The following is a 14,710-nucleotide window of genomic DNA, read 5'->3' as shown; positions in this document are numbered from 1 at the left end:
CGAGAGGAGGGGGCCCGTGGCCCGCACCCCCGCCGACCTGGTCGGCGCCCGTCCCGGCCCGCCGTTCGAGATCACCTTCGACGGCCGTGCCGTGACCGCCCTGCCCGGCCAGTCCGTCGCCGCCGCGCTGTGGGGCGCCGGCATCCTCGCCTGGCGCACCACGCGCGACGGCGGGCGACCGCGCGGCGCGTTCTGCGGCATCGGCCAGTGCTACGACTGCCTCGCCACCGTCAACGGCGAGCCCAACCGGCGCGCCTGCCTGGTCCCGGCCCGGCCCGGGGACGCCGTCACGACGCAGGAAGGACACGGCCGTGCCGGTCTCGGCGTCTGAACCGCACGACGGCGGCCCCTGCGACCTCGCGGTGATCGGCGCGGGCCCCGCCGGGCTCGCCGGCGCCGTCGCCGCCGCCGAACTCGGCCTGTCCGTCGCCCTGCTGGACACCGCCACGCACACGGGCGGACAGTTCTACCGCACCCCCGAACCCGCCCTGGGAGCCGCCCGCCCCGAGGCCCTGCACCACGACTGGCCCGCCTACGCCGACCTGTGCCGCCGCTTCGAGCGGAGCGACGTCCGCCATCTGGCCGGACACCATGTGTGGAGCGTGACGCGGGACGACGGCACCGTCGACACGTGGTCGGTGCACGCCGTCACCGGCGCCGACGGGGGCGACGACATGCCGGTACGGGTGCGCGCCCGTGCCGTACTCCTGGCGACCGGCGCGGCCGAACGCCACCTGCCGTTTCCCGGCTGGACCACGCCCGGCGTCGTCTCGGCCGGGGGAGCGCAGGCCATGCTCAAGTCCGGCCTGGTGCTGCCCGGTCGGAGGGTCGTCGTGGCGGGCAGCGGCCCGCTGCTGCTGGCGGTCGCCTCGTCGCTGGCCGCGGCCGGGGCGCGGGTGCCGGCCGTCGTGGAGGCCTCCGGCTATCTGCGGTACGCCCGTCGTCCCCGGGCCCTCGCCACCAACCCGCACAAGGCCGTCGAGGCGCTGGTCCACGGCACGGCGCTGCTGCGGCACCGGGTGCCGGTGCGGGCGCGCAGCGCGGTCACCGCGGTGCACGGCACCGACCGGGTGGAGGCCGTCACCGTCACCCGCCTCGACCGCGACTGGCGCCCCGTCCGGGGGACGGGGCGGCGGATCGCGTGCGACGCGCTGGCCGTCGGGCACGGCCTCGTCCCGCAGATCGACCTCGCCACGACGCTCGGCTGCGCGACCCGCGCCCTGCCCGACGGCACCAGGGCCCTCGCTCTGGACGGCTCCCAGGAGACGTCGGTGCGCGGTCTGTGGGCCGCGGGCGAGACCGGGGGAGTGGGCGGTGCCCAACTGGCCCGCGCGGAAGGGGAGCTGGCCGGGATCGCCGCTGCCGCCCGCGTCCTCGGCCGCCCCGTGCCCGAGGCCCGGGCGCGCGAGCTGCGCCGCCGCAGGGACCGGATGCGGGCCTTCGCCGACGCGATGGCCGCCGCCCACGCGCCCGGTCCCGGCTGGGCGCGCTGGCTGACCGACGACACCGACGTGTGCCGCTGCGAGGAGGTCACCGCCGGGCGCGTCCGCGAGGCCGTCGAGGACCTCGGCGCGCGGGACGTCCGCACCGTCAAGCTGCTCACCCGGGCCGGGATGGGCTGGTGCCAGGGCCGGATGTGCGGCCCGGCGGTGGCCTGCCTGGCGTCCGGGGGCGCCCCCACCGAACTCCCAGCGGAGCGCCGCCCCTTCGCCGTCCCCGTACGCCTGTCCGCACTGGCCGCGCTCGACGGCTCCGGTGCGGGGCACCACGCGGACGCGCCGAACGGGGAGGGCACGGTTTCCGCGGCCGGGGACGACGCGGCTTCGGTGTCAGGGGACGGGACCACACCCGCTGCCGGGCGTGCCACCGCGCCTGTCGCTGGGCGTGGCGCCGCTTCTGCCGCCGGGGGTGGCGCCGCTCGCAGTGGCCGAGGCGTCATCGCCTCCGCCGCCGAGAGCGCCACCGCTCCCGCTGCCGAGGGAGAGGCCTCCGTCGCTGCCGAGGGCCCCACCGCCCCGGCCACCGAGGGCGACACCGGCCCCACCCCCACCTCCGGAACCTGACCACCAACCCGCGCGCCCGGGACCTCACCACCAACCCGTGCCCGCGCCCGGAACACGCCCCGCACCTCCTCGACTTCACCACCGACCCGCGCGCCCGGGACCTGGTCACGCCCCGTCCGGGGACCTGACCCCCAAACCCGCGCGCCCGCGACCGCATCGCCCCGTCCGACAGAAAGGCACCATCCGCATGACCACCTCCGGCCCGACCACCTCCGGTTCGACCAGCGCCTGGAACAGTGCGCACCCCTGGCGCGGCATCATGGTCGCCACCGCGCTGCCCCTGCGCGACGACCTGTCCGTGGACCACGACGCCTACGCCGAGCACGTGCGCTGGCTGATCGACAACGGCTGCGACGGCGTCGTACCGAACGGCTCGCTCGGCGAGTACCAGACCCTGACCGACGAGGAGCGCGCCCGCGTGGTGCGCACCGCCGTCGAGGCCGCGGGCGACGGGGCCCGGGTCATGCCCGGCGTGTCCGCGTACGGCAGCGCCGAGGCGCGCCGCTGGACGGAGCACGCGGCCGCGGAGGGCTGCGGCTCGGTGCTGCTGCTGCCGCCGAACGCCTACCGGGCCGACGAGGCCACCGTGCGTGCCCACTACGCCGAGGTCGCCCGCGCGGGGGTGCCGGTCGTCGCGTACAACAACCCCCTCGACACGAAGGTCGACCTCACCCCGGCCCTCCTCGCCCAGCTGCACCAGGACGGCAGCGTCGTCGCGGTGAAGGAGTTCAGCGGTGACGTCCGCAGGGCGTACGAGATCGCTGAACTCGCCCCGGAGCTCGACCTGTTGATCGGCGCCGACGACGTCCTGCTCGAACTGGCCGTCGCCGGAGCCGTCGGCTGGATCGCCGGGTACCCCAACGCCTTCCCCGCCGCCTGCGCCACGCTCTACCGCGCCGCCGTCACCGGCGACCTGGCCACGGCCGTGCCGCTCTACAAGTCCCTGCACTCGCTGCTGCGCTGGGACTCCAAGACGGAGTTCGTGCAGGCCATCAAGGTCTCCATGGACATCGTGGGACGGCGGGGCGGCCCCACCCGGCCGCCGCGCTCCCCGCTCGCCACGCAGGCCGAGGCGGCGGTCCGCGCCGCCACCGAGAAGGCCGTCGCCGACGGCCACCGCTGATCCGCCCGCCCCCATCCCTCTGACATCGCCCGACATCCCCGACTTCCGCTGACCGAAAGGAAGCCCGTGCGTACCCGCCATGTCTTCCACGCCGTCGACTCGCACACCGAGGGCATGCCCACCCGCGTGATCACCGGTGGCGTCGGCGTCATCCCCGGCGCCACCATGGCCGAGCGGCGGCTGCACTTCATCGAGCACATGGACCACCTGCGGACGCTCCTGATGTACGAGCCGCGCGGTCACGGTGCCATGAGCGGCGCCATCCTGCAGCCGCCCACCCGTCCCGACGCCGACGTCGGCGTCCTGTACATCGAGGTCTCCGGCCTGCTCCCGATGTGCGGGCACGGCACGATCGGGGTCGCCACGGTCCTGGTCGAGACGGGCATGGTGCCGGTGACCGAACCCGTCACCACCGTGCGGCTCGACACCCCGGCGGGGCTCGTGGCCGTCGACGTACAGGTGGAGGACGGCGCGGCGAAGTCGGTGACGTTCACCAACGTGCCCGCGTTCTCGGTCGCCCTGGACCGCAAGGTCCACGTGCCGGGCCACGGCCAGGTGACGTACGACCTCGCCTTCGGCGGCAACTTCTACGCCTTCGTGGAGCTCGACGCGCTCGGCCTGCCGTTCGACCGGGCCCGCAAGGAGGACATCCTCGCGGCTGGGCTCGCCGTCATGGACGCCATCAACGCCTCGCCGGAGCGGCCCGTGCACCCCGAGCGGCCGGACGTCGCCGGGCTCAAGCACGTGTATCTGGCCGCGCCCGGCTCCGACGCCCGCCACTCGCGGCACGCCATGGCCATCCACCCCGGCTGGTTCGACCGCTCCCCGTGCGGCACCGGCACCTCGGCCCGCATGGCCCAGCTGCACGCGCGCGGCCAGCTGCCACTGGGCCGCGACTTCGTCAACGAGTCCTTCATCGGCACCCGCTTCACGGGCCGCCTCACGGAGAGGACGACGGTCGGCGGCCTGCCCGCCGTCGTCCCCACCATCACCGGACGCGCCTGGCTCACCGGCACCGCCCAGTACTTCCTCGACCCCGACGACCCCTTCCCCGGAGGGTTCCTGCTGTGACCGCCCCCACGTCCCTCATCACCTCCCGCAACCCGGCCGACCCCGCCGACGTGGTCGTCGAGGCCCCGGCGCCCGGCGCCTTCGCGGTGGCCGACACCGTGGAGCGCGCCCGCGTCGCACAGGCGGGGTGGCTGCTCGCCGGGGCGGCCGCCCGCTCCGCCGCGCTCACCGCGGTCGCCGACGCGGTCGACGCCGCCGCGCCGGAGCTGGCCGCGCTCGCCGTGCGCGAGGTGGGCAAGCCCGTCGCCGAAGCCCGCGCCGAGGTCGCCCGCACCACCGCGATCTGGCGGTACTACGCCCAGGCCGCGTACGAACCCGTCGGCGCCGTCCACGAGCCCGCCACCGGCCCGGGACTGCTCCTGACCCGCCGCCGCCCGCACGGCGTCGCCGGGCTCATCACGCCCTGGAACTTCCCCTTCGCCATCCCCAGCTGGAAGGCCGCTCCGGCCCTCGCGGCGGGCAACGCGGTCGTCCTCAAGCCGGCCCCCGAGGCCACCGCCTGCGCGCAGCGGCTCGCCGAGCTCGTCCAACAGGCCCTGCCCGCCGGGGTGTTCACCGCGCTGCCCGGCGGGGCTTCGGAGGGCAACGCCCTCGTCTCCTCCGCCGACGTCGTGTCCTTCACCGGCTCGACCGTCGTGGGCCAGGCCGTCGTTGCGCGGGCCACGGCCCGCGGCGTGCCGGTGCAGGCCGAGATGGGCGGCCTGAACGCGGCGATCGTCCTGCCGGACGCCGACATCGAGCGGGCCGCGGCCCACATCGCCGCCGCCGTCGCCGGGTACGCGGGCCAGAAGTGCACCGCCACCAGCCGCGTCATCGCCGTCGGCGCGGCCCTCGACCCGCTGCGCGAGGCGCTCTCCGAGGCCCTGCGGGCGCTGCCGGTCGGCGACCCGGCCGAACCGGCCACCGTGACCGGGCCGCTCATCACCGAGCGCGCCCGCGACCGGGTCGGCGAGGCCTGGCACGGCCTGAGCGCCCTGGCCGGCGCCACCGTGCCCGACAGGACCGGCTGGTACGCGGCCCCCACCCTGGTGGAGAAGGTCCCCGCCGGGCACCGGCTGCTGCGCGAGGAGGTCTTCGGGCCCGTCGCCGCCCTGCTGCCCGCCCAGGACCTGGCCCACGCCGTGCGGATCACCAATTCCGTGCCGTACGGCCTGGTCACCTCGGTCCACACCGCCGACCTGGACACGGCCCTGTACGGGCTCGACCAGCTCGACACCGGCATGATCCGCGTCAACGCGCCGTCCACCGGGGTCGACTTCCACCTGCCGTTCGGCGGCGCGAAGGCCTCCAGCCACGGACCGCGCGAACAGGGCAGGGCCGCCCTCGACTTCTACACGTCGAGCCGGACGTACACCCTGTCACCGGCGAAAACAACGTGACATTGTACGGTGGTGGTCCGTACCAGCCGAAGGGATCACGACCGCATGGGGCATCTGAAGCACCGCGACCTCAACGCCACCCGGGAGCGGCTGCGCGACCAGGTGAGCAACGCCCTGCGGGCGGCCCTGATCTCCGGCGAGCTGCGCCCGGGCGCGGTGTACTCCGCGCCCACGCTCGCCGAGGACTTCGGCATCTCGGCGACGCCCGTGCGCGAGGCGATGCTCGACCTGGCCCGCGAAGGCCTGGTCGAGCCCGTCCGGAACAAGGGCTTCCGGGTCACCGAGTTCAGCGAGCGCGACCTCGACCAGTACACCGAGATCCGCGCCCTCATCGAGATCCCCACGGTCGGCCGCGTCACCCGCGGCGCGTCCCGTGCGGACCTGGAGGCGCTGCGCCCGGTCGCCGATGAGATCGTGCGGGCGGCCCGCGAGCACGACCTCATCGGCTACCTGGAGGCCGACCGGAAGTTCCATCTGTCGCTCCTTGCGCTCTGTGGCAACGACCGTCTCGTGGAGACCGTCGGTGACCTGCGCAAGCGCTCGCGCCTGTACGGGCTCACCGCCCTGGACGAGCGCGGCGAGCTCATCGGGTCGGCCGAGGAGCACGTGGAGCTCCTCGACCTGATGCTCGCGGGCGACGCGCAGGGCGCGGAGGACTGCATGGCCAAGCACCTCGGCCACGTCCGCTCCCTGTGGGCCAGCGACGACGCGTCGGCGGCCGGATAGCGCCCGTGCCCCGGTGAGGGCTCACTCGGCAGGGGACGGGCGCCGCGCACACGCTGACGCGCCCCTCCCCGTTCTTTTGCGTTCCCCTGCGTTCCCCTGCCGAGAAAGGGACCCATGAACCCGGCGTACGCCACCACCGACCACCACTTCACCGTCCCCCTCGACCACGCCCGGCCCGAAGGCCCCACCCTCCAGGTCTTCGCGCGCGAGGTCGTGGACCCGGCCCGCGCCGGGGACCGACTGCCCTGGCTGCTCTACCTCCAGGGCGGACCCGGCGGCAAGTCGCCGCGCCCCTCGGCCGGTTCGCCCGCCTGGCTGCCCCACGCGCTGAAGACCCACCGCGTGCTGCTCCTCGACCAGCGCGGCACCGGCCGCTCGACCCCGGTCACCGCCCGCGCCGCCGCCCGCTTCCCGTCCGCCGCCCGCCTGGCCGCGTACCTGTCCCACTTCCGCGCCGACGCCATCGTGGCCGACGCGGAGCTGATACGCCGTCAACTGTGCGGCGCGGAACCCTGGGAGACCCTCGGCCAGAGCTACGGCGGCTTCCTCACCCTCACCTATCTCTCCCGGGCCCCCGAAGGCCTGCGGTCCTGCTACGTCACCGGCGGCCTGCCCGGACTCACGGCGACCGCCGACGACGTGTACGCCCGCACCTACCCCCGCGTACGGGACCGGGTCCTCGACCTCTACGCCCGCTATCCGGAGGACGCCGCGCGCCTCCGCAAGATCGCCGACGTCCTGGACGCCGGCGACGTCCGGCTTCCCGGCGGCGACCGCCTCACCACCCGCCGCCTGCGCACACTCGGCCTCGCCCTCGGCATGGGCGACGGCTTCGAGCGCGTCCACTGGCTGCTCGACGAATCCCTCGACGCCGACGGCGCGTTGACGGACACCTTCCTGCACCAGGTGGAGACCCTGACCGGCTTCACCGACAACCCGCTGTTCGCCGTGATGCAAGAGACGCTGTACGGGCAGGGGAGCGGGCCCACGAGCTGGGCGGCCTCCCGGGCCCTCGCCGACCACCCCGAGTTCGCCGCGTCGGCGGACCCCCTCCTCCTCACCGGAGAGATGATCTACCCCTGGATGTTCCGCGACATCAAGGGCCTGCGCCCCTTCGCCGACGCCGCGGACCTCCTGGCCGAGCGCGGCGACTGGCCCCCGCTGTACGACCTCGACCGCCTGGCCGCCAACCAGGTGCCCCTCGCCGCGGTCGTGTACCACGACGACATGTACGTCGACGCGGACCTCTCCCTGCGCACGGCCCGCGCAGTCGGCGCCACACGGGTCTGGGTCACCAACGAGTGGGAGCACGACGGCGTGAGCGCGTCGGGCGAGCGCGTCCTCGGGCGCCTGATGGACCTGGCCGCGGGCCGCGCGTAACCACCCCCCCACCGCCCCTTCCCCTCCTCCGACGGGAGTGCCATGCCCGCCCTGCCACGCCGCCCGCGCGCCTGCGCCGCCCTGCTCGCCGTCGTCGCGAGCCTCACCGCTCCCACCGCGGCGAACGCGACCCCTTCCCCCGCACCCGCCGCCGCGTGCGCGCTGCCCGGCGGGACGGGCTGGACCGACGAGGGTCACGACACCGACCGCACGCAGTTCCAGCCCTCGCGGGGAACCCGCCGGGTCCTGACCCTGTTCGTCGACTTCCCCGACGCCGAGGCGACCGGCTCCACACGCGAGTACGCCGCCCAACTCGCCCCCGCCGCCCGCTGGTTGCGCACCGCCAGCTACGGCCGCACGCGCCTCGCGCTCACCTCCCTCCACCGCTGGATCCGCATGCCCGCGAAGTCGACGACGTACGGATTCGAGCGGGGCCTGACCTTCGAGGCGCACGAGAAGTACGTGCGCGACGCGATCGCGGCCGCCGACCCGCACGTCGACCTCTCCCGCTACGACATGGTCTACGCCGTCCCCACCAGGACCGCGTCCGCGATCACCTTCTCGCCGACCTACCTCTACGACCGGACCACACCCGGCGTGACCGCCGACGGCACCCGCCTCAAATGGGCCGTCACCTTCGGCCAGGACCTGTGGCGCTGGGGGCCCGGGGTCGCCGCGCACGAGACCGGCCACACCTTCGGCCTGCCCGACCTGTACTCCTTCACCGGCGCCACCCACCGCCACGTCGGCGGCTGGGACGTGATGGGCAACATCGCGGGCCCCGCACCGCAGTACCTCGGCTGGCACTCCTGGAAGCTCGGCTGGACCGGCGACTCCCAGGTCGCCTGCCTCCCCGCCCCCGGCAGCCGCACGGCACGGCTCACACCGGTGGAACGCCCCGGCGGCACCAAGATCGCCGTGCTGCGCACGGGCGGGACGACGGCGTACGTCGCCGAGTCCCGCCGCGCCCGGGGCAACGACCGCGACGCCTGCTCCACCGGCGTCCTCATCTATCAGGTCGACTCCGCGACACCGACGGGCGAGGGCCCGGTGCGGGTGCTGAACAGCAGCCCGAACGCGGAACCACGCCCGGGCTGCACCCGGCTCGACATGGCGGCGTACGCACCCGGCCAGACCTTCACGGACCCGGAGAACGGCGCCCGGATCGAGGTGCTCGCGGGCGGCGGAGCGGGGGACGTGGTGCGCCTCACCATGACGTGACGACCTCGCCGTGCGCGGAGGTGTTCGCCTGTCGTGACGAGGCGGAAGAGGACGGCGCGGACGACGTACTGGAAGAAGTCGGGGCCGCTCTCGGATGCGACCGTGCGGAGCAGGCCGGTGTCGGCGCGGTGCCACAGGAGGGCGTCGCCGACCACGATCGCGTCGGCGAAGGGTGCCGGGCGCCGGTAGGGCGAGAAGTCGATCACCGCGGGCGGCAGGCCGGGGGCGAAGGCGGCGCGGTCGCCGAGGGCCCATGCGTCGGTGCGGTGGTCCAGGAAGTCCGGACGCGGTACGTGGGCAAGGGCGCGGTGGAAGGCGCGTCCGGTCGCGATGATCTCGCGCCAGCGCGGGGCCGTGGCGTGTTCCGGCTCGGTGCCGGGGGCGAAGCGCGCTGCGCTCCAACCCGCGTGGGTCCAGGAGCCGTTGAGGGGGTGCAAGGGGCGGGCGATCCGGAAGCCGTCCTCCGGGACCGACGCCATGACGTCGGAGAGCCACGCGGTGAACGCGTCGTCAGGGCCGGTGGGCTTGAGGACCGCCGCGCCCACGCGCACGCTGTTCCCCTCCCCGCCGGGGAGGGGAACCGGGCTGCCCGTGAGGCCGAAGGCGGCGCGTATCTCGGATCCAGGGACGGTCATCGACGCCCTTGCTGCCGGGGTCGCGGATCGAGGCCACGGTAGCGAGGCGGAGCCGGTCAGCGGGTCAGTGGGTGCGACGGCATCCCTGCGGCGTCGTCGATCTCCGTGTGGGCCTTCTGCAAGAGCTGTGACGCGAGGTCCATCAGGGCCCGGGCGCCCGCGATCTCCTCGCCGACCCGCAGCTGCTCCGGGTCGGAGGGGTGGCGCATGGCGTAACCGCGCGCCTTCATCTCGCTGCCGTCACCGAGCCTGACCAGGGCTGCCGCACTGGTGCGGTCGCCATGTTCGGAGAACTCCAGCTCCACGTGCCATCCGACGAGAGTGGTCATGTCGGATCACCTCCAGCGGGCCGCTTTCTTCCAGGGTCTCTCTTCGCCGCCCCGGGTGCCACAGGAGCCGCCGTGTCACACCAGGGCCTCGCGGTCGGCGGGGTCGTCGTCGTGGTCGGCGAGGCGCCAGTGCAGGTCGCGGATGGCGGGCTCCAGGGAGAGCCGGGCCACGAGCTGTTCGAGCTGGGCGCCGGGCGCGCCGTCGAGGGTGACGGCGGCTTCCAGGATGCTGGCGTCGTCGGTGCGGCGGATGCGTACTCCGGCGAGCTGAGGGGCGGTGTCGCTGAGCATCTGGATGAGCAGGGCGCGGATGTGGGCTTCTTCGGTGCGGTCGCAGCGGACGTGCACGGTGGCCTGGGTGGTGGTGTCGGTGTTGGCCTGCGGGGCGCGGTCGATGAGGCGGCTCGCGGGGCGGAGCACGAGGTGGACGGCGACGATGGCCGCCGCGCCGAGGACGGCGAGTGCGAGGCGGCCGGAGGCGGCCAGGACTCCGGCGGCGGCCGAACACCACAGTGTGGCGGCCGTGTTGAGGCCGCGTACGGACGCGCCTTCGCGCAGGATGACGCCGCCGCCGAGGAAGCCGATGCCGGAGACGACGTACGAGGCGACCCGGGTCGGGCTCGACGGGTCGCCGACGGCCTCGCTGTAGAGGACGAAGAGCGTGGCGCCGGCGGCGACGAGCGCGTTGGTGCGCAGGCCCGCCATGCGGGCGCGCCACTGGCGTTCCATGCCGATGAGGGCGCCGCAGCCGATGCCGGTGGCCAGGCGGACGGTGAAGTCGACGGTGGTCAGGGCGCTCATGGCGGCACCTCCTCGGAGTACAGGGAACCGGGGCCGGGCACCTGGCCATATTTGCACATCGACGCAACAACGGGCAAAGAGATCCCTCGGGGGCGCGAGGCATCCCCCGAAAGCGAGGGAAAGGGTTCGGCCAAGTCGGATTCGGCCACCTGTTCGCCGCGGAGGGGGTCGGGGGCGTACGCGGTGGCGCCGGCGAAGGGCACCGGCGGGCGTTTACTCCGGGAGTCGCGGAGCGGGAGCCGATTCTGTCGGGAGCGTGCGCCCGCGCACGCTGTGTGATTGTGCGCCCCCGTGCGCCCCCCTGTGGAGTCCGGTCTGGACCATTTTCCGGGTGGGTCGCGCAGGCATGTCCAGTCGCTCTCCGTCGACCGTGTGACCGCGAGGGGTCCAAGTGTGCACGACAACTGTTCGAGTTCGATCGGCTGTCGGCGCGTGTTTGCCCGTTCGCAGCCGGGGTTCTGGTTTCGTCGCTGGTGGGAAGCGCTTCCGCCCGCCAGCCCGCAGGCGGAACGCGCCGTTTCCGGCGGCCGGGAGTTTGAGCGTGTGGCGGCGGGGCACACGCGGGGAGCGCTGATCCGGTCGGGGTTGCCGTGGTGGTCAGAAGGCCCGCCTAAGCTACTCGCCGGTTACTGCGTGCGGCACCAGAAGCACCCTCCGTTCAACTTAAGGGGGTTGCTATCGGGTGACCCACCGTGAAGACTGTGGCCGAGTTCGACCGGGACGGGGGGTGTTCTCAGTGCACATGGTGCAAAGCGTCGGACAGTGTCCGCCGGACGCGCGTACCGTCTCATTCCGTCCCTGGGCGTCCGGTCTTCGTGGGTCCACCACCTGTCCGTAAGTGCATTGAGGAAGTCACGCGCACTGGCTGCGCGGAACGTTTCACTGGGGGATGTGAGATGTCGGCTTGGTTCGCACAGCAGGTGCCACGCTTCGTTCAGGGACGGGCGAAGGACCGAAGCGCCGTGCGGCAGACGTGTTGACCCGCCCCGCGCGGCCGCGGTGACGGGCGGATGCCCGGAGACCGGCCAAGAGGCAGGTGGGAGTGTCCCCAGTCCCCGGAACCGCCACCTGCTCTGACCCCGTGACGCGCGGGTCCGACCGGCCTGCCCGCTCGCTGAGGCCGGCTCGGCGCAGGCAGGGGTGCACGTCGGCGTGCCGCCGCTCCTCGCCCGCCCGGGCGCGACCCTGCCCGGGGCCGCCCGGGGCCGATCTTCCGATGCTCCGCACACGACCGTGCGCCGACGGCCGCACACCCATGGCTCCGCCGCGCCCGCATGCCCCGTTCAAGGGAGGAACGTGACCAGCAAACCACCGACCCAGGACCACTTACTGTTCGAGACGCTCACCGACCGGTGGCGGTCCCTGCGCGAGGCCGGGCCCGTCGCGTACGACGAAACGATGGGCGTCTGGCGGGTCGTGGACCACGAGGGCGTCGCCGCGGTGCTCGCCGACCCCGCGACGTACTCCTCGGACATGACCCCGATCGCCCCCAGCCAGGAGGACTTCGAGGCCTTCCGGCAGGGCAACTTCGTCGGGATGGACCCGCCCGAGCACCGCAAGTTCCGCACGCTGGTGAGCCAGGCCTTCACGCCCCGGGTCGTGCAGGGCCTCGAACCGCGCATCGAGGCCGTCTGCGGCCGCCTCCTCGACGCCGTCGCCGAGCACGACCGCATCGACATGGTGGACGCGCTCGCCTACCCGCTGCCCATCATCGTGATCGCCGAACTGCTCGGCATCCCGGCCGAGGACCACCCGCTGTTCCAGGAGTGGGCGGCCATCCTCTTCGGCGGCGACCAGCTCGGCGAGACGGCCGACATGGCCGACCTGGAGAAGGCCCTCGAAGCCATCGCCCCCACCGTGCGCGAGATGAACGGCTACGTCCTCGACCACATCCGCGGCCGCCGCGCCGACCCCGGCGACGACCTCATCAGCAAGCTCATCGCCGCCGAGGTCGACGGCGTCCGCCTGGAGGACCAGGAGATGGTCGGGTTCGTGGCCCTCCTCCTCGTCGCCGGCCACATCACCACCACGGCGCTCCTCGGCAACGCCCTGGTGGCCTTCGACCGCAACCCGGGGACGCTCACCACGCTGCGCGCCGACCCCGGGCGCCTGCCGGACGCCATCGAGGAAGTGCTGCGCTGGCTGCCGCCGTTCCCCGAGCTGGGCCGCCGCGTCGCCAAACCCGTCGTGCTCGGCGGCCACGAACTGCCGCCCGACACCCTCGTGATGGCCCACCTGGGCGCCGCCAACCGCGACCCCGCCCGCTTCGCCGCACCCGACACCCTCGACGTGACCCGCAGCCCCAACCCCCACCTGACGTTCGGGCAGGGCATCCACTTCTGCTTCGGCGCGCCCCTGGCACGCCTGGAGGCGCGCATCGCCCTGCGCATGCTCCTCGACCGCTTCCGCGACCTCGGCGTCTCGTCGTACGAAGACGTCACCTACCAGAACCCTGCCGTCCTCGTCGGCGTGCGGCACCTGCCGGTCGACGTCGTCAGGACCTAGGACGCGCGCCACCGCGTCACGACCGTGCCCATCCCCGTGCGGCCGACGCGTCACCTTCCATGAACCACCGTTCAACAGGAGTCACCTCGTCATGCCGTACCTCACCGTCGCGCCGCTCGCCGAGCGACAGCCGTCCGCGATACGCCAGGCGTTACAGGACCGCCTGGACGCACTCGCCCGCACCCACCGGGTACCCGGCGCCCACCTCGTCGTGGACACCGGGACGGCGGTCGTCAGCGCCCACACCGGCACGGCCGACGCCGCCACCCGCGCCCCGTTCACCGCGGACACGGCCGTGCCCCTCGGCTCCGTCACCAAGGTCTACACGGCGGCCGCCGTGATGCTCCTGGCCGACGACGAGGACCTCGACCCGGACGACTCCGTCGCCTCGTTCCTGCCCGAGCTACGCGCGTTACCCGAGGTGACGATCCGTCATCTGCTCAGCCACACCGCGGGCCTCCCCACGGGCCCCGACTCGGACACCGCCGCGGGCACGCCCGTGTCCCGCTACCTCTCGGGGGTCTGCACCGCGGGGGACGCCCTGTTCCCGCCCGGAGCCGGCTTCTCGTACTCCAACGCGGGCTACGTCGCCGCCGGGCGGCTCGTCGAAGCGGTGACGGGCATGACGTGGCGCGAGGCCATCGGGGCGCTGCTCCTGGAGCCCCTCGGCACCACACCCGCGTTCCTCGACGACACCACGCCCACCCGCCCGGCCGCCGTCGGCCACGCCCTGAACACCGTGACGGGACAGCTGCGCCCGGCCCGGCAGAACCTCGCCCCCGTCGAAGCCCCGGCCGGCGCCCTGCTCGCCGGCGCCCTGGACCTGGCCGAGCTCGGCAGAGCCCTGGTCGGCCGCTCCACCGTCCTGCCGCCCTCCGCCGCCGCCCTCATGCGCAGCCCCCAACAAGGGGCCGAGTCACGGGGGTTGGCCGACGCCTGGGGCCTTGGCCTCGCGCTGTTCGAGGAGGACGGCCGGTGGTGGTGCGGCCACGACGGCAACGCCCAGGGCACCTCCTGCCACCTGCGCGCCGAGCCCGAGAGCGGCGTCGTCGTCGCCTTCACGGGCAACGCAGGCGCCGCCACCGCCCTCTGGCGGGACCTCGCCGACGACCTCGCCCGGATCACGGGCCTGCGGGTACCGACCGCTCCGGCACCCGCCCGTCACGGCGACCCCGCCGCCCTGCCCGAATGCGCGGGGACCTACCACAACGGCACGACCGAGTACCGGATCACGCTCGACGGGGACGGCTCCCCGGCGCTGTCCATCGACGGCGACCTGCCGCTGCCCCTCGTCTGCCACGCGGACCTGACCTGCGACCTCGTCGACCCCGTCACCGGCCGACGGGAGCCCGGCGGGCGCTTCCACCGCGACCCCGCCACCGGCGTCATCGACCGCGTGCAGATATCCGGACGCACCGCCCGCCGCACCGTCTGATCCCCGCCCGGTCCGCGGCGGGTGCCCCGCCCGCCGCGGCGC

Annotated in this window: 11 protein-coding genes and 1 pseudogene; 10 read left to right on the top strand and 2 right to left on the bottom strand. The window is 74.3% G+C overall.

The annotated features are described in order from the left end of the window. Positions 1-16: 16 nt before the first annotated feature. The 8 genes and pseudogenes from ACFWZ5_RS02095 to ACFWZ5_RS02060 all read left to right on the top strand — a co-directional run bounded on the left by ACFWZ5_RS02095 (position 17) and on the right by ACFWZ5_RS02060 (position 8,963). Positions 17-331 carry a (2Fe-2S)-binding protein gene (locus ACFWZ5_RS02095; protein ID WP_384795599.1) on the top strand — a complete coding sequence of 105 codons (315 nt, stop codon included), beginning with the start codon at positions 17-19 and terminating at the stop codon, positions 329-331. Further along, a pseudogene (locus ACFWZ5_RS02090) lies at positions 312-1,748 on the top strand (FAD-dependent oxidoreductase); the annotation flags it as partial. The gene ACFWZ5_RS02095 and the pseudogene ACFWZ5_RS02090, both read left to right, overlap by 20 nt. Positions 1,749-2,250: 502 nt before the next feature. Continuing rightward, a complete protein-coding gene (locus tag ACFWZ5_RS02085) occupies positions 2,251-3,186 on the top strand; it encodes a dihydrodipicolinate synthase family protein (RefSeq protein WP_384795597.1) in 936 nt (311 codons plus the stop codon). A 66-nt stretch (positions 3,187-3,252) separates the two neighbouring features. Next, positions 3,253-4,257 carry a proline racemase family protein gene (locus ACFWZ5_RS02080; protein WP_384795595.1) on the top strand — a complete coding sequence of 335 codons (1,005 nt, stop codon included), beginning with the start codon at positions 3,253-3,255 and terminating at the stop codon, positions 4,255-4,257. After that, positions 4,254-5,636 (top strand): aldehyde dehydrogenase family protein, encoded by a 1,383-nt coding sequence (locus ACFWZ5_RS02075; RefSeq protein ID WP_384795593.1) that lies wholly within the window; start codon positions 4,254-4,256, stop codon positions 5,634-5,636. Before ACFWZ5_RS02080 ends, ACFWZ5_RS02075 begins: the two co-directional genes overlap by 4 nt. 45 nt (positions 5,637-5,681) lie before the next feature. Continuing rightward, positions 5,682-6,362: a GntR family transcriptional regulator gene (locus ACFWZ5_RS02070; RefSeq protein WP_384795591.1), complete on the top strand. Its 681-nt coding sequence runs from the start codon at positions 5,682-5,684 to the stop codon at positions 6,360-6,362. A 114-nt stretch (positions 6,363-6,476) separates the two neighbouring features. Further along, on the top strand, positions 6,477-7,742 hold the full coding sequence (locus ACFWZ5_RS02065) for an alpha/beta fold hydrolase (protein WP_384795589.1): 1,266 nt from the start codon (positions 6,477-6,479) through the stop codon (positions 7,740-7,742). 42 nt (positions 7,743-7,784) lie between these two features. Continuing rightward, positions 7,785-8,963 (top strand): M6 family metalloprotease domain-containing protein, encoded by a 1,179-nt coding sequence (locus ACFWZ5_RS02060; protein WP_384795587.1) that lies wholly within the window; start codon positions 7,785-7,787, stop codon positions 8,961-8,963. A gap of 691 nt (positions 8,964-9,654) precedes the next feature. Here the strand turns inward: ACFWZ5_RS02060 and ACFWZ5_RS02055 are convergent. Then, entirely contained in the window at positions 9,655-9,927 is a 273-nt protein-coding gene (locus ACFWZ5_RS02055) for a DUF1876 domain-containing protein (RefSeq protein ID WP_384795585.1), read from the bottom strand. A 75-nt stretch (positions 9,928-10,002) separates the two neighbouring features. Next, positions 10,003-10,728 (bottom strand): MgtC/SapB family protein, encoded by a 726-nt coding sequence (locus ACFWZ5_RS02050; protein WP_384795583.1) that lies wholly within the window; start codon positions 10,726-10,728, stop codon positions 10,003-10,005. A 1,296-nt stretch (positions 10,729-12,024) separates the two neighbouring features. Here ACFWZ5_RS02050 and ACFWZ5_RS02045 point away from each other — a divergent pair. Both ACFWZ5_RS02045 and ACFWZ5_RS02040 read left to right on the top strand, forming a co-directional pair. Next, on the top strand, positions 12,025-13,233 hold the full coding sequence (locus ACFWZ5_RS02045) for a cytochrome P450 (RefSeq protein ID WP_384795581.1): 1,209 nt from the start codon (positions 12,025-12,027) through the stop codon (positions 13,231-13,233). Positions 13,234-13,324: 91 nt separating this feature from the next. Then, positions 13,325-14,668 carry a serine hydrolase domain-containing protein gene (locus tag ACFWZ5_RS02040; protein WP_384795579.1) on the top strand — a complete coding sequence of 448 codons (1,344 nt, stop codon included), beginning with the start codon at positions 13,325-13,327 and terminating at the stop codon, positions 14,666-14,668. Positions 14,669-14,710: the final 42 nt, after the last annotated feature.

The organism is Streptomyces sp. NPDC059003 (genome assembly GCF_042740445.1).
Lineage (GTDB): Bacteria > Actinomycetota > Actinomycetes > Streptomycetales > Streptomycetaceae > Streptomyces.
Note: the sequence above shows the minus strand (reverse complement) of the source record. Positions and strands in the feature narration are given on the sequence as shown.

Excerpts from the sequence above, each read along its gene's own strand:
- ACFWZ5_RS02085 (WP_384795597.1), top strand. The coding sequence starts at position 2,251 with ATGACCACCTCCGGCCCGACCACCTCCGGTTCGACCAGCGCCTGGAAC.
- ACFWZ5_RS02055 (WP_384795585.1), bottom strand. The coding sequence starts at position 9,927 with ATGACCACTCTCGTCGGATGGCACGTGGAGCTGGAGTTCTCCGAACAT.
- ACFWZ5_RS02065 (WP_384795589.1), top strand. The coding sequence starts at position 6,477 with ATGAACCCGGCGTACGCCACCACCGACCACCACTTCACCGTCCCCCTC.
- ACFWZ5_RS02050 (WP_384795583.1), bottom strand. The coding sequence starts at position 10,728 with ATGAGCGCCCTGACCACCGTCGACTTCACCGTCCGCCTGGCCACCGGC.
- ACFWZ5_RS02040 (WP_384795579.1), top strand. The coding sequence starts at position 13,325 with ATGCCGTACCTCACCGTCGCGCCGCTCGCCGAGCGACAGCCGTCCGCG.
- ACFWZ5_RS02060 (WP_384795587.1), top strand. The coding sequence starts at position 7,785 with ATGCCCGCCCTGCCACGCCGCCCGCGCGCCTGCGCCGCCCTGCTCGCC.
- ACFWZ5_RS02070 (WP_384795591.1), top strand. The coding sequence starts at position 5,682 with ATGGGGCATCTGAAGCACCGCGACCTCAACGCCACCCGGGAGCGGCTG.